The 14,270-nt window shown below is 58.9% G+C and carries 11 protein-coding genes; 4 read left to right on the forward strand and 7 right to left on the reverse strand.

Translation table 11 applies throughout. The annotated features are described in order from the left end of the window. Positions 1 to 12 precede the first annotated feature (12 nt). Both ACRQHG_RS05860 and ACRQHG_RS05865 read right to left on the reverse strand, forming a co-directional pair. On the reverse strand, positions 13 to 420 hold the full coding sequence (locus tag ACRQHG_RS05860) for a hypothetical protein (protein WP_435719756.1): 408 nt from the start codon (positions 418 to 420) through the stop codon (positions 13 to 15). Positions 421 to 677: 257 nt separating this feature from the next. Next, positions 678 to 2,030 carry an MFS transporter gene (locus ACRQHG_RS05865; RefSeq protein ID WP_435719758.1) on the reverse strand — a complete coding sequence of 451 codons (1,353 nt, stop codon included), beginning with the start codon at positions 2,028 to 2,030 and terminating at the stop codon, positions 678 to 680. A gap of 406 nt (positions 2,031 to 2,436) precedes the next feature. Here ACRQHG_RS05865 and ACRQHG_RS05870 point away from each other — a divergent pair, with 406 nt between their 5' ends. Then, positions 2,437 to 4,095, forward strand: coding sequence for a SulP family inorganic anion transporter (locus ACRQHG_RS05870; RefSeq protein ID WP_435719759.1), 1,659 nt, complete (start codon positions 2,437 to 2,439; stop codon positions 4,093 to 4,095). 175 nt (positions 4,096 to 4,270) lie between these two features. On the opposite strand, the gene ACRQHG_RS05875 is transcribed toward ACRQHG_RS05870, so the two are convergent. Continuing rightward, positions 4,271 to 5,584, reverse strand: a complete 1,314-nt coding sequence (locus ACRQHG_RS05875) for an MFS transporter (RefSeq protein ID WP_435719761.1) — start codon at positions 5,582 to 5,584, stop codon at positions 4,271 to 4,273. Between the two features lie 92 nt (positions 5,585 to 5,676). On the opposite strand from ACRQHG_RS05875, the gene ACRQHG_RS05880 reads away from it, so the two are divergent. From ACRQHG_RS05880 to ACRQHG_RS05890, 3 genes are all read left to right on the forward strand, one after another. After that, positions 5,677 to 6,375, forward strand: coding sequence for a TetR/AcrR family transcriptional regulator (locus tag ACRQHG_RS05880; RefSeq protein WP_435719763.1), 699 nt, complete (start codon positions 5,677 to 5,679; stop codon positions 6,373 to 6,375). Positions 6,376 to 6,505: 130 nt separating this feature from the next. After that, positions 6,506 to 9,256: a DNA methyltransferase gene (locus ACRQHG_RS05885; protein WP_435719764.1), complete on the forward strand. Its 2,751-nt coding sequence runs from the start codon at positions 6,506 to 6,508 to the stop codon at positions 9,254 to 9,256. Positions 9,257 to 9,287: 31 nt separating this feature from the next. Next, entirely contained in the window at positions 9,288 to 10,223 is a 936-nt protein-coding gene (locus ACRQHG_RS05890) for an acyl-CoA thioesterase (protein WP_435719765.1), read from the forward strand. Between the two features lie 149 nt (positions 10,224 to 10,372). Here the strand turns inward: ACRQHG_RS05890 and ettA are convergent, their stop codons facing one another. The 4 genes from ettA to ACRQHG_RS05910 all read right to left on the reverse strand — a co-directional run bounded on the left by ettA (position 10,373) and on the right by ACRQHG_RS05910 (position 14,082). Continuing rightward, complete coding sequence (ettA, locus tag ACRQHG_RS05895) at positions 10,373 to 12,052, reverse strand: energy-dependent translational throttle protein EttA (protein ID WP_435719766.1); 1,680 nt, start codon at positions 12,050 to 12,052, stop codon at positions 10,373 to 10,375. 247 nt (positions 12,053 to 12,299) lie between these two features. After that, positions 12,300 to 12,503 (reverse strand): hypothetical protein, encoded by a 204-nt coding sequence (locus tag ACRQHG_RS05900; RefSeq protein ID WP_435719767.1) that lies wholly within the window; start codon positions 12,501 to 12,503, stop codon positions 12,300 to 12,302. A 129-nt stretch (positions 12,504 to 12,632) separates the two neighbouring features. Beyond that, positions 12,633 to 13,265 carry a single-stranded DNA-binding protein gene (locus ACRQHG_RS05905; RefSeq protein ID WP_435719768.1) on the reverse strand — a complete coding sequence of 211 codons (633 nt, stop codon included), beginning with the start codon at positions 13,263 to 13,265 and terminating at the stop codon, positions 12,633 to 12,635. 178 nt (positions 13,266 to 13,443) lie between these two features. Next, positions 13,444 to 14,082 (reverse strand): hypothetical protein, encoded by a 639-nt coding sequence (locus tag ACRQHG_RS05910; RefSeq protein WP_435719769.1) that lies wholly within the window; start codon positions 14,080 to 14,082, stop codon positions 13,444 to 13,446. Positions 14,083 to 14,270: the final 188 nt, after the last annotated feature.

A 14,270-nucleotide genomic window follows, 5' to 3' on the forward strand; every position in this document is an offset into this window, starting at 1 on the left:
GATGTCCGTGGCCTACCCTGACCGGTTTAATAAGTATTTATAAACAATGCTCACACACAAACAACTTGACACACTCCCCTGCCCCTTTGAATATCCGGTTGCGGCGTAAATATTTCCGTCGGCGGGGTTGTAGACCATCGCTTCAACGATATTTCCGACCGTTCCTATTTTTGTGGTTTCCCAACCGGAGGCGGTTCGGGTGTTTTTCCAAATTTCTGTTCGTCCGCGCGGAGCATCCGCCGAGCAGGACCCGGGGTTATCGAAAACGTGCTTCGCGGTAATAATGGAGTTGGAATCGGTGGCGAAACTTGCCGGCTGTTGTGCCAGTGCGGCAACCGAGCCTGCCCCGATAACGGCGAGCGCCGCGATAGCGGCTGCGGTGGTGCGTGAGTGGCGGGAAAAAGCTCTCAGGATAGACATACTCTGCCCTTTCAGAGACGACTAAACTTTCCTCCATCTTAACTAATTATTCACAACTTGTGGGGAATTCCGGCGCAACACCTATGCGGAACTGTATATCTAAAACATCGAATTATTTCGGTGCGAAAATCTACACCTGCGAAAACCGCGCCCGGCACGCTCGGCGCACGCGGTACGCTCGGCGCCCGGTGCGCTCGGCACGCTCAGCCGCGCGGGCGGACCTATGATGCACGAACAGGACGCCCCGCGCGCAGGACCTACGCCGCGCGCGCAGGATAAGTGCGCCGAAGATACATAAACGAAATGATCGTTACACCCGCGATAAGCAGCCACGTTATTCCGTAGGGCAGCGCAGAAATACCATCTCCCGATACGAAAGCCAGCGCCACGATGGAGGTGGTGAGCGGAATAAACATTGTGGATGCCAGGGATTCCACGATTACGGCAGAGCTGGCCATCTCTTCGATGGTGATGCCGTCGGGTTCGTCCGGGTCGTCGAAGAAAATATTGAGGGTGTCCAGGTAGGCGATGCCCATTCCGATCCCGGCAAGGCTCCACGCGATGCAGAAGGCAGGCGTAGCCGATGTGGGGCGCCATCCGGAGAAAATCCACGCCGCGAAGAAGAGCGCCGCGAGCGCGATGAAACCGAGACCAAAAATAACACGGAGCCGATACCCACGCCGAGACGCGGCTGACTTGATGCCACAGACCACGCCCACAACGGCCCAGCCGAGCCCGCCGCCCATAATAATGATGCCCAGGGAATCCGGGCCGGCCTGGTAGAGGTCGTGCGCGGTGAGGGAGACGAGTTCATTTCCCGCAAAATAGCCGCCGGTCAGGAAAAGCATGCCGGCCAGAGCGGCGCGGCGAGGTGTTTTTTGCGTGAAGGTGCCCTGCGGCATGAGGAGCACGGCCACGCGGCCCAGCACCGCCACCCCGATGACCATGAGCACGATCTTGAGCGGGCCGGATGCCGGGATAATTGTTATTCCCACGCCCGCCACGATGAGAAGGAGCGCCGTGTAGGAGAAGGGCGATTCTTTGCGTTCCCCTTCGGTTTGCAGATTGAGGGCGATAACGAAGCGGGCTACCAGAAGCAGCGGCAGGTAGAGGAGCATGGCCCAGCGCCAGGAGAGCAGGTGCGTTGCCCACGCGGCGTAGGTGGGTCCCACCACGGAGGAGACCACCCAACTGGCGGAGGAAAAAGCTAGGGTGAGGCGCCGGGCGCGCCCGGATAGCCCCAGTGCTACCGCGCCGATGGAGGTCATGGCCAGGGTGGAGCCGGCCAGGCCCCGGATCGCTGCCCCGAGAAGATATATCGAGATATGGGGCGCCGCGGCACTGGTACACGCACCCAGCACCAGGAATACAGTGGCACCCATAAGGAGGCGCGGCAGCCGCATCCGATTCATGAGCGCCGCACCGATGGGCAGCCCGGCCATGGATGCAATCGCGGATACTCCCATAATCACGCCGTAGAGATTTTGCGCGTGCAGGTCTTTGGCCAGGATCGGCAAAATCAGCTGGTTGAGGTAGGTCTGCATTCCCCCGATAAGTTCGAGGATAATGACGGCAATAGCGATCACCAGCCCGGCGCTTCGTTTTTTCATGGTCTAACTGTAGCCGGGCCGGAAGTCCTAAAAAACACCGAAGCCGCCAGAAGATCTCGCCACAGGCTCCGCCTCAAAAATGCCGTCCCAAAACTCCACTCCCAAAAGCGGCCCCACACCACCACTCCACACCACCGTCTCAAAATATGGACACATATGCTATGGTGGCTTCGTTCGACCAAGCACGCATCTTGACGCCATCGCTGCACAACGGCGCTATCGGCTACCCAGTAGCGCTATCGGCTACACGCCAACGCTATCGGCTACACGCCAGCAACCCGCTGAAAAACGGCATTTTTCGCCACGAACTAGCACTATCCCCAGCGAAACAGCACGATCCGAGCGCCGCACTCTCCACGTATGCGCGATATGGCCTGTTCAGATGCTGAGATTGTGAAAGGTTTCTGTGCCCGCTTTTATCACGCATCTGCGTTCCCTACTGCCCTGCGCCGCTGACCTGCGCGCCACCAAAAAATATTGGCGCCAAGATATTGCCGCAGGGGTCACGGTGGGAATCGTAGCCCTCCCCCTCGCCCTGGCTTTCGCTATCTCCAGCGGCTTGAGCGCGGAGGCCGGCCTCATCACCGCCATCGTGGCGGGAATTATCGCGGCAATTTTCGGCGGCTCCAATTACCAAATCTCCGGACCCACCGGCGCCATGGCCGTCATCTTGGCACCCATCGTCGCCGCGCACGGTGCGCGAGTGGTGCCGCTCCTGTGCCTCATGGCGGGAGGCCTCATCCTCCTCGCCGGAGTGCTGGGTCTGGGGCGCGCCGTCTCCCTCATCCCATGGCCGGTTATCGAAGGTTTCACGGTGGGCATCGCCGCCATTCTTTTCTTCCAGCAGGTCCCGAATATTATCGGCGTGGAGGCACGCGCCGGGCTGAGCACCCTCCCGGCAGCATTCGACGCCCTCACCCGCATTACTCCCGCAACGGCGCTCACCACGGGGCTACTCTGCCTGGCCGCCATCATCATTATTGCGGCGTGCACGAAAATCTCGAAGAAGCTCCCTGGTTCCCTCATCGCGGTACTGGTGGTGAGCCTGGCCGCCTGGGCCGCCGGCCTCACGGTGCCCACCATCGGCACCATTCCCTCCGCTCTCCCCGCCCCGGTCGTCCCCGAAATCTCGGTGAGCCTCCTCAGCGCCCTGGCGCCGGGCGCGCTCGCGGTGGCGGCCCTGGCGGGTATCGAGTCGCTCATCTCCGCGCGGATCGCGGCGGGGATGGTGCGCGGCGGTAGCTATTCTCCGGACCGGGAGCTGGTGGGCCAGGGCCTGGCATCGGTGAGCTGCGGGCTTTTCGGCGGCATGCCCGCCACCGGCGCCATTGTCCGCACCGCCGTGAATGTGCGTTCGGGTGGGCGTTCGCGCCTGGCCGCCCTCATCCATTCCCTGGTGCTCATCGCGGTGGTGTATCTGGCCTCCGCCGCGGTCTCGGCTATCCCGCTGTCGGTTCTTGCCGGCGTGCTGGTGGTGACCTGCTACCGCATGATTAATCCGGATACGGTGCGCCAGGTGATGCGTTCCAACCGCTCGGACGCCTCCGTTTTCGTGATCACGGCGATTATTACGGTGGGTCTGGATATTATTTGGGCGATCACCGTGGGAATTATTATTTCCGGGATTCTGGTGTTGCGTCGCATGGCGAACCGTTCGGGTATTTTCCGCGAAGATCTCCCCTCCGATCCGAAAATTGCTATTTTGCGGGTGGACGGCACCATGTTTTTCGGCGTGGGCGACCGCATCGAGCGTGAAATCCCGCGCCTGGCGGGCGTGGACGTGGTAATTTTGCGCCTCTCCCGCGTCGGAATCGTAGACGCCACCGGGGTGCGAGCCCTGGCGCAGGTGGTTAACCGCCTGGTCGACGCCGGCAATACCGTGCTGGTCAAGGGCCTCCCCAAGCAGGTACAGGAGATGGCCCAGCGCATGGAACTGGGCCAACTCAGCATCGGCGATTATCTTTTCGCGGATATGGACAGTGCGATGGCGCAAGCCCGCCGCATCGTTACCGCGAATGGCAGCTCCACTGCCACCGGCCGTTTCCGCGCGGTGGAAGAAGCTTAGGCCCCCATCATCTACCGGTCACTCCCAATTTCTGGTACCGTTTCCGGTGACAGGACTCCCCGCACCTCTCGTAGAAGTGTCCCAGGGGAGACGTTTTTTCTCACCACCCCGCGAACCATGCTCCGTCGCCTTTTCGCGTGCGTGCGGAATAGGTACGACGACGCCGCCTCCCCCGCTACCGCCTAAATGAGGGATGCACCGCACTCATGAGAATGCCCAATGCCAGCAGCACCACGCAGACCGCAATCGGTAGCCACGGCGCGATGCCGTAGAGCGCGGTGGATGCAACGGGGGCCAGCACATAGGCCATGCCGTTATTGGCGTTGATGAGTCCGGCCATGCCGCCCTGTTCATGCGGCCCCATTTTCAGGGTGGGCGCGGTGTTATAGCCGGGCATTGCTAAGCCGGAGCCGAGCCCTGCCAGCACGCAGGCCAGCACGAAAATCCACAGGTGGATCGGGTAGAGCAGCAGGGCCACTGCAACGAAGAAGATCACCAGGCCTCGGCGGAAGAGCTGCACCGCGTTCCAACCGAGCCGCGGTGCCAGCGCGGCCTGGGCGATAATCATGACAACTCCCATAATGGACATGCACAAGGCCGTAAATCCGGCGGTGGCCGCCGCTTCCAGTCCCAATGCGTCTTGGAGCAGGAAGCCGAACACGGTCGTTAGGGTGGAAAATACGGTAAACATGAGGAAGCCGCAGGCCAGGAAAGCGAATGCCCGCGGGTCGAAGTAGCTGACTTTGGCGGGCTTCTCCACCCGCTTCTCGCCCCGGGTGGGTTTGAAAGTCACCAGCAGCACCACAACGCCGGCCAGGATCATGAGCGGCATGACTACCAGTGGCAGCATAAATCCGCCGAGGGCCGCCAGGGTTCCGCCCACCAGTGCACCGAGGATGGTCGCGAAGCCTTGCGCGGCGCCCAACATGCCCACGCCTTTGACTCGCTGCGCTTCACTGTAGGTGTGGGTGATGATGTAGGTCTGTGCGGCGGGTGTGATAGCGGCAATGGATCCGCCGTACAGCAGGCCCCGGGTGAACACCACCCCGATCACCAGGGCGCTTCCCACCAGCGCGCCTTGCAAGCCAAACCAAGCCACTACCGCGAAGGCCGCGAGCGCGGTGGCCGCGCCGAGCATGCCGGTCACCAGGATGGGGCGGGTGCCCCGCCGCAGAGAGACCCTCCCCCAGGTGGTTGAGCTCAGCGAAAGCACGATGGCAGCCAGGGAGATCGTCGCCCCGATATGCCATTCTTGCAGGCCAATTTCGCGCGAGAGCGGGGCAATAATCGGGTTGAGAATCATCTGGCCCATATAGGCCAGCAGTACCGTGAGAAATAGTGGAAACAGGCCCGGTATCTGGCCCTTTGTCGAGCCGGGTTCAGGAACGGCTTCTGTTCCGAGTTTCGATGCGGATTCCGATCCGCGTTCTGATACCGGTTCCAATTCCGGTTCCGCTGCCGGTTGCGGGTGAGTATTCGCGTCGGTCATAGCGCTTCCTTTTCAGAATTAATGGGTGAACGGCACACACACTAGAACACTGTTCTAGTAATGTCAATGCAGGGTGGCGATATGCTGGGCATATGCACGCTAAATCCGTGAACACCGGCCGGCGCGTCGGTCTGACCCAGGATAAAATTCGCCAGGCCGCCCAGGGCCTCTCCCGTGACCGCGGCATCGAAAATTGGTCGATTCGCGATTTAGCGCTTGAGCTCAAGGTCTCCCCTTCGGTGATTTACCACTACTTCGCCAACCGGGATGCCATCGTCGATGCCGTGATCGCGCATCTCATCGGCTCCATCACTCTGCCCGAAAAAAGCTTGGAGTGGAAGGAGTGGTTCATGGCGCTGGCTCAGAACGCCCGCCCGGTTCTGCTTGAACATCCGGGAGTGACGGAGCGGATGATGCACGGCAATTTCAGTGCCGAGATGCTCCCCCTCCTTGAAGCGTCTTTCGAAAAATTGCACGAGGCCGGTTTCCACCATCACGCCCCGCAGGCCTACACCACGATTATCAATACAATTCTGTGGGCGATCACGGCGCGTAATTTGCGCAGCCCCACTCGCCGCGAGCAGCGCCACGATCTAGGCCGCATGGTGGCCGAGGCCCAGCCCCTGGCCGCCACCTCCACCGCGCTCACCGATATGCTCACCAACTACCTGCTGCCCCTCACGGATCCGCAGAACGAAAACCAAATGAGCCAGGAATACTTCACCATCATGGTGCAAGCCCTCCTGGTGGGCCTGGAACAAACGCTTCTCCCCCGCGAAAGCACCGACTAACGCGCACCGATGAACCCACACCTACAGCAGCACCCGCAGCAGCCCCTCCCGCCGAGCCACCGCCTAAGATAGTCCCATACCACCCCGGCCCGCACCCGCGCGCCCGGGCCCGCCGTGAAAGGAGCCGCGCGTGGCACTGACCCTATCCACCATCGAGGAAAGCGTGCGCGCGCTGGCCGGCCAACCCAGCTACACCCGCGATTTCTTCTTTGACCTGCTGCGCGCGTACGGCATCTCAAAATCTTCCATCGCCCGCCTGCGCTCCACCACCGCCAGCTCGATCAACGTCGCGGCCGACCGCGAACACGAAATCGCGTGGAAAAACAAGCTGTACATCCGCGAAACCACCGGCGACCTCGTGGCCGCGGCCCTCGACCTCAAAACCAGCGACACCGCGATCCGCTTCAACACCCGTTTCGTCATCGCCACCGATTACACCAGCCTCGCCGCTTTCGACACGAAAACAGGCGATTCCCTCATCACTCCGCTCGCGCAGATCGACAAAAATATCACATTCTTCCTGCCGTGGGCGAATATGGAGCGCCGCGATTTCGCCTCGGATACCAAAGCGGACCGCCGCGCCGCCGAACACATGAGCAAGCTCTACGACGACCTCCTCGAAGCCAGCCCGGATATGCTCACCGACGCCGCGTCCCGCCACGGCCTCAATATTTTCTTCACCCGCCTCCTTTTCTGTTTCTTCGCGGAGGACACCGGCATTTTCGCGCGCGGCCAGTTCACCAGCGCCATCGGCTCCTTCACCGCCCGCGACGGCTCGGACACCGCGGAATTCCTCCGCACCCTCTTCCGCGCCCTCGACACCCCAAACGCCGCGGACAAACCCATCTACCTGCAAGACTTCCCGTACGTCAACGGCCGCCTTTTCCGTATTAATAACGACGACGACGCCTCTTTGGCTGTCCCCCACTTCACCATGGCGGCCCGGGACTCCCTCTTGCGGCTCGGCACCCTGGACTGGTCAGAAATCAACCCTGATATTTTCGGTTCCATGTTCCAGGGCGTGGTCGATAAGCAGCAGCGTGCCAACCTGGGCCAGCACTACACCTCGGTGCCGAACATCTTCAAAACCATCCGCCCGCTCTTCCTCGACGAGCTGGAACAGCAATACGATGCAGCTTCTAATTCAGTGAAGAAACTTCGGGCACTTCTGGACAGAATATCAAAGATTCAAATTTTCGATCCCGGGTGCGGCAGTGGCAATTTCCTTGTTATTGCTTATAAAGCACTGCGCCACTTGGAGCATCGGATTCTGGAGCGCATCGATAGCCTCTCCACCTCCGGCTCCTGGTCCCTGCTGGGAATGGGTGAGGAAGAAAAGCTGGGCGCGGCTACCCTGGGCCTGGCTTCGTCGGTCATCAATATTGAGAACTTCTACGGCATCGAAATCGATGACGTCTCGGTCGAAATGGCGATCCTCTCGCTCTGGATCGCTAAGCACCAGATGAACGAGGAATTCGCGGAGAAATTCGGGGTGGACATTCCCCTCATCCCGCTCAAAGAAACCGGGCATATTGTGCACGGCAACGCCACCCGCCTCGACTGGAACGAAGTCTGCCCCAATAACGGAACCGATGAAATTTACATTATCGGGAATCCACCCTATGTGGGAAGTACATACCAGACCAAGGACCAGAAGGAGGACTTCGCCTATGTTTTCAATAGCGCGAAGTATCCGAAGAAGCTCGATTACGTTGCTCTGTGGTTCATTAAGGGCGCGAATTACATCCGCGGCACCCGGGCCAAGCTCGCTTTTGTGACCACGAATTCCATTACCCAGGGCGAGCAGGTTGCCCTGCTCCACCCACATGTCTTCACGGACGGTATCGAGATCGGCTACGCCTACACCTCTTTCAAGTGGAGCAATAACGCCTCCCATAATGCCGGAGTCACCGTCGCGGTGATCTCGCTGCGTAATGAGAGTTCTGATCCCAAATACCTCTTCACAGACCTGGTGCGAACTCAGGTTGAGAATATTAACGCCTATTTGGTAGTTGGGCCAGACATTTACGTTTCAGCTCGACGCGGAGCCCTATCGAATTCCCTACCGAAAATGTCAAATGGATCTAAACCTGCTGACGGGGGGAACCTGATTCTGTCAGACCAGGAAGCAGAATCCTTCCTCACGAATTATCCAGAACACGCGGAATTGGTCAAACACTTTATCGGAGCAGATGACTATATCAACGGGAAAGACCGCTACTGCCTGTGGCTCACGGAGGAAAACCGGCTCGAGGCAGCTGAGATTTCAGAGGTGAAGCAACGCCTCAACCGAGTTGTCCAGATGCGTACCGCAAGCACCGACAAATCCACCAATAGCTACGCAACACAGCCATGGCGTTTCCAAGCCATTCGTTACAAGCCGACGGACTCGATTATCGTCCCAGAGGTTTCTTCGGAGCGGCGAGACTATATCCCTATCGGTTACCTGGACGCAGATACAGTTGTATCGAACAAAGGTCAGGTTATTTACGATGCTGAACCCTGGCTCTTTGCGCTCCTCACATCGCATATGCACATGGTTTGGACCAAGGCGGTTTGCGGGAGATTAGAGAGCCGGATCAGTTATTCGAGCACGATTGTTTACAACAATTTCCCCGTGCCAGAGTTGTCGGCGTCGTCGAAAGAAGAACTCACGAAACGTGCGCTACGCGTACTCGATGTACGCGAATACCACTGCGAAAAAACACTCGCGGAGCTCTACGATCCGGACCTCATGCCACGCAACCTCCGCGAAGCGCACGAAAAAATTGACGAGACAGTCGATAGACTTTATCGCAACAAGCCCTTTGCCTCTGATGAGGAGCGGCTGGCCGTCCTGTTTGAGAAATATCAGCAGCTCGTTGCGGCGGAGGGGAAGTAGCGTGGCGCGCGCCGCCGGGAGTGAGGAAGATATGCACCGCATCGATATACCGGAAACGCACACCGAGCCCTTGGCGTCGATTCTCAATAATTTGCGGCTGGAACGCTGCGGGACGGGGCGGTATCGCGGCCAGAACCTGGTGCAGATCACCGGGAAAGTGTACGGCGGGCAGGTGCTCGGGCAGGCCACGATGGCGGCGGCTGATGATGTGCAGCGCTCGCTCGGCATCGGTGAGGATGAGCGGCTGGCGCATTCCATTACCGCGGCGTTCCAGCGGGCCGGGCACCTGGATGAGCCTATCGACTTCCAGGTGGAGGAGATCAACGATCTGCGCTCCTTCTCTACCCGTAATGTCACGGCCTATCAGGGTGACCGTTTGATTTTCACGGCTCGGGTGTCGTTCCAGTTGCGCCAGCCCGGGCCTACGCTGGCTTCCTCCATGCCGGATGTTCCCGGGCCCGAGGGGCTGCCGTCTTCGGTGGATTTCTTCGGGGCGCTCGATAATGTATTCGCGAAGGTGATGTCGTCCACGAACGGGATTGATATGCGGCGGGTGGAAGGTGATATCTACCTGCGGCCTGATCCTTCGGGTTCTCCGCAGCAGCATCTGTGGCTGCGGGCGCGTTCGCCGATGCCGGAGGGGACCTCGCGTACGTTGCAGCGAGCGATGCTCGGGTATTCGGCAGATCAGTTCATGTTGGAGCCGGCCTTGCGGGCCCTCGGCTTGGCCTGGCTTTCCCGCGGGATTTCGGTGGCGACCCTCGATCACGCGATCTGGTGGCATCGCAATTTCGATATGTCGGAGTGGATTCTGGCGGAGATGGAGTGTGTTTCCGCGCAGAACGGGCGCGCCCTGGTGAACGCAAAGTTCTTCCAGGACGGCCGCCATATTGCCTCCATGAGCCAAGAAGGAATGGTCCGGGTGCCAGAACGACACCCGGACCATCCCGAGCAGCATGTCGAGTAGCTGACGGCAGCTACTCGGTGTGGGCGCTGCACGCACGGGCATGAGCGGTTGGCTCGTGCTCGTGCGCACATAGTGCCCGTGCGCAGTTAGCGCGCCTGAACTTTTCGCACGCGCGCTTAGCGCGGTGGCCGCCTAGCGCGTCAGTTTGACTAGCGCGTGAGCTTGCGGTGGGCGCCGGCACCCGGGTTGAGTGCGGCTTCACCCAGGCGTTCCACCTTGTTCTTTTCGTAGCCTTCGAAGTTACCTTCGAACCAGTACCACTTCGAGGGATCCTCATCGGTGCCTTCGTAGGCGAGGATATGAGTGGCCACGCGGTCGAGGAACCAGCGGTCGTGGGTGATGACCACGGCGCAACCCGGGAACTGCAAAAGCGCGTTTTCCAGGGAGGACAGGGTTTCCACGTCCAGGTCGTTGGTAGGTTCGTCGAGGAGCAGCAGGTTGCCGCCCTGCTTGAGGGTGAGGGCGAGGTTGAGGCGGTTGCGTTCACCACCGGAAAGTACCCCGGCCTTCTTCTGCTGGTCCGGGCCCTTGAAGCCGAATGCGGAAACGTAGGCGCGCGAAGGCATTTCCACCTGGCCAACCTGGATGTAATCCAGCCCGTCAGAAACAACTTCCCACAGGCTCTTCTCCGGGTCGATACCGGCGCGGTTCTGATCCACGTAGGAGATCTTCACCGTTTCCCCGATCTTCAACTCACCCGCATCGAGGGGTTCGAGGCCGACGATGGTCTTGAAGAGGGTGGTTTTACCCACGCCGTTCGGGCCGATAATGCCCACGATGCCGTTACGCGGCAGCGAGAAGGAGAGCCCGTCGATAAGCACGCGGTCCCCGAAGCCCTTCTTGAGGTTCTTCGCTTCGATAACCACATTGCCCAGCCGCGGCCCCGGCGGAATCTGGATTTCTTCGAAGTCGAGCTTGCGGGTGCGTTCGGCTTCCGCTGCCATTTCTTCGTAGCGTTCCAGACGTGCCTTCGACTTGGCCTGGCGGCCCTTCGCCGAGGAACGCACCCACTCAAGTTCATCCTTGAGGCGCTTGGCGAGCTTGGCATCCTTCTTGCCCTGGATTTCCAGACGATCCTTCTTGGTTTCCAGGTAGGTCGAGTAGTTGCCCTCATAGGGGTAGAGGCGGCCGCGGTCCACTTCCGCGATCCACTGCGCCATATTGTCCAGGAAGTAGCGGTCGTGGGTGATGGCGATAACGGCGCCCGCGTAGGACTTCAGGTGCTTTTCGAGCCACAGCACGGATTCGGCATCCAGGTGGTTCGTAGGTTCGTCAAGGAGAAGCAGGTCCGGGGCTTCCAGCAGCAGGCGGCACAGGGCCACGCGGCGGCGTTCCCCACCGGAAAGCACCGACACCGGGGTATCCCCCGGAGGGCAGCGCAACGCGGCCATGGCCTGCTCCAGCTGAGAGTCCAGATCCCAAGCGTTCGCGGCATCAATCTCCGTTTGCAGCTTGCCCATTTCTTCCATGAGAGCATCGAAGTCCGCATCCGGATTCGCCATTTCTTCACCGATGGCGTTGAAACGGGTGATCTTCTCGAGGATGTCCTTACGCCCTAGCTGCACGTTTTCCAGGACGGTCTTGTCCTCTTCGAGGGGAGGTTCCTGGAGGAGGATACCCACCGTGTAGCCCGGGGAGAGGCGCGCCTCCCCGTTGGAGGGCTCATCCAGCCCGGCCATGATCTTCAAGATTGTTGATTTACCGGCACCGTTCGGACCGACCATGCCGATCTTGGCTCCGGGGAAAAACGCCATGGTGACGTCGTCAAGGATGGTCTTATCCCCCACACGCTTGGAAGCGTGGATCATCTGGTAAATGTATTCAGCCACTTATCCCGTCCTGATTCGCGATTCAGTGCCGCGCATCGCGCTAGGTGTTGCGCGAGCGGCCCAGACCAGTGTACCGAGCCGCCCGCGAAAAGTCCCCCCGATGTGACTGGAACCGGGAAGGAATGGGATTTTCTCAAGTAGATAGCATGCCATCGCGGCACACTATGGATATCTACGTGGTGGTAAAAGAATCGCTAACGAGTCTGGTAGATGTCTCTCCGGTATACGACTTGCCTAGGAACTGAAACTAATTCTCCAAGCCAAGATGACGCACCACCTCATCAAAAGGTACGAGCCGCTCTTTGCCGGACTCAACATCCGCCCAACTCTTCTCCGCCTCAATGAGGTTGAGGGCATCTTCAATAGCCTCGTGTGCCACTACTTCGGCATTGTCACCCGCAAGCTCTTCAAGGCGGTCAAGCATTTCTTCACCAATATTGATACTCATCATTACATCCCTCCCCTCAATAACTAGGCGCGGAAATAGTGAAGTGGTCCGGGGTTTGTTCCAAGGAATTAAACTCGGGCATGCTTGTAGTGTACCTATCAGAACAACGGGTGAGTAGAGGCATTTTCGGCATCACCATGCGCCACCTGACGGATCCGAGCGCATGGCTTCATCCGCTGACATCGCGTCAGGAGACATTCCTCCAGGGGACATAGCATCGGGTGACATCGCCGGAGGCGGCACACCTATTCCCGCTGACCCGAGAGGTTCACCCGACGTTTCAGAAGAATCCGACGCCTCGGTGAGCCAGCGGCCATCCCCCGGGGTGCTTTCCCCGGCCGCTGTATCCGCAGAACTCACCGTGCCAGCGGTTCCGCCATTTGTTTCCGCACTCGGATCGGGGCGCACTTTGACGAAGCTGGCCCTCCCGGTGGTGAGCTCGACTCCCACGGCATCGGCAAAGAGGGTGAGCCCGCGCATGGTGGAACCGTCCTTACCGGTCCATTCGCGCATATCGAGCCGCCCGCGCACCAGCAGCGGGGTGCCGGTAGTCACCGACGTTTGGATATTACGGCCGAGGGTGCCGCGCGCACGCACCGTGTACCAAATAGTATTGCCGTCCTCAAAGCGGTTAGTTTCCCGCGAGAAATAGCGCGGGGTCACCCCGAGATTAACCGTGGTGACATCCCCACTGGTGGCATTCTCATAAACTTTCGGGTTGCCGCCGGCATATCCACGTACCGCGACGATGGTGTCATTAACCATGATGCTGTCCTTTCCCACCGCCACGTGCGGGCGGTGGACACCATCATGACCCGCTCACGCTCGCCCGGCTATCCGCATGAGCCTGCTTGTGGATAACCATGACATTTCGGCAACCTGTGGATAGCTCATCTTCTCAGGAACCGATACCGGTAGGTTCCATAACCTCGTAACTAGACTCCTAGTTTTGTGGACGTCCTCGAGTCTTCCTCACGTGATCTTGCAGAGACTGGACGTGCGCAATTTCCTCTGGTGAATTCTCCAAATAAATTGACCACGTTTCCCCAGAATTTCGAACTACCAGAGCAATCTCTCGCCCACCGTGTATAACCTGGAAAGAAACGTCAACTTCACTAATTGGCCATTGAATATTTCCCAAATACTCACTGTACTTCTGTCGGCGATCAAAAACTTCTTGAGCACCGTACACCCATCCTTGAGAGCAATACAGAGTTTTCAGTTTGATGGAGGAATATGGCCGCCCTCGTGATGGCACTGCATATAAATCTGGCATATTCCCCCAAACTGAACGAACCTGAAAATTTTCGGGGGACGGAAGGGGATAATCCGTTGCACTTACAGAAGTAAATACCGGAATATCGCTCACGAGAAGAGTGCCAAGAGAATCTCTCTTTTTTTGTTTTTCGTTTTGAATGAGCGCATAGCTTTGCTCATCGAATTGGACTTCTAATTGCTCGAAGTCATTCTGTTGCACGAATTTCATTACCAAACAAAATACTGCACCGATTCCCAGTAAGGCAGCCAAGGAAAACCCGAACGTTCTAATGTTATCGGAGAATACTCCAATAACGATTCCCACGGCTAGGAAAAATGCGGCCCCCCCCCGAGCGGTTTCACAAATGTGTCCCACGGCCCAAAGGAGAACCTGTAGTACTGGTTGATTACGTTGTAATTAACTTGTAGCATCCCTGCTCCGATCAGTAATTTTACCAGGATTCTACAGCGCGCAGCCGAGTTTGTGGAGAAAATTGGACTCAGTCAATCGAT

Origin of the sequence: Actinotignum vesiculae (genome assembly GCF_051267215.1) — a bacterium.
Taxonomy (GTDB): domain Bacteria; phylum Actinomycetota; class Actinomycetes; order Actinomycetales; family Actinomycetaceae; genus Actinotignum; species Actinotignum schaalii.

Bases quoted from the DNA above. Each gene is read 5' to 3' on its own strand.
- ACRQHG_RS05860 (WP_435719756.1), bottom strand. From the start codon at position 420: ATGTCTATCCTGAGAGCTTTTTCCCGCCACTCACGCACCACCGCAGCC.
- ACRQHG_RS05865 (WP_435719758.1), bottom strand. From the start codon at position 2,030: ATGAAAAAACGAAGCGCCGGGCTGGTGATCGCTATTGCCGTCATTATC.
- ACRQHG_RS05875 (WP_435719761.1), bottom strand. From the start codon at position 5,584: ATGACCGACGCGAATACTCACCCGCAACCGGCAGCGGAACCGGAATTG.
- ACRQHG_RS05880 (WP_435719763.1), top strand. From the start codon at position 5,677: ATGCACGCTAAATCCGTGAACACCGGCCGGCGCGTCGGTCTGACCCAG.
- ACRQHG_RS05890 (WP_435719765.1), top strand. From the start codon at position 9,288: ATGCACCGCATCGATATACCGGAAACGCACACCGAGCCCTTGGCGTCG.
- ACRQHG_RS05900 (WP_435719767.1), bottom strand. From the start codon at position 12,503: ATGATGAGTATCAATATTGGTGAAGAAATGCTTGACCGCCTTGAAGAG.
- ACRQHG_RS05905 (WP_435719768.1), bottom strand. From the start codon at position 13,265: ATGGTTAATGACACCATCGTCGCGGTACGTGGATATGCCGGCGGCAAC.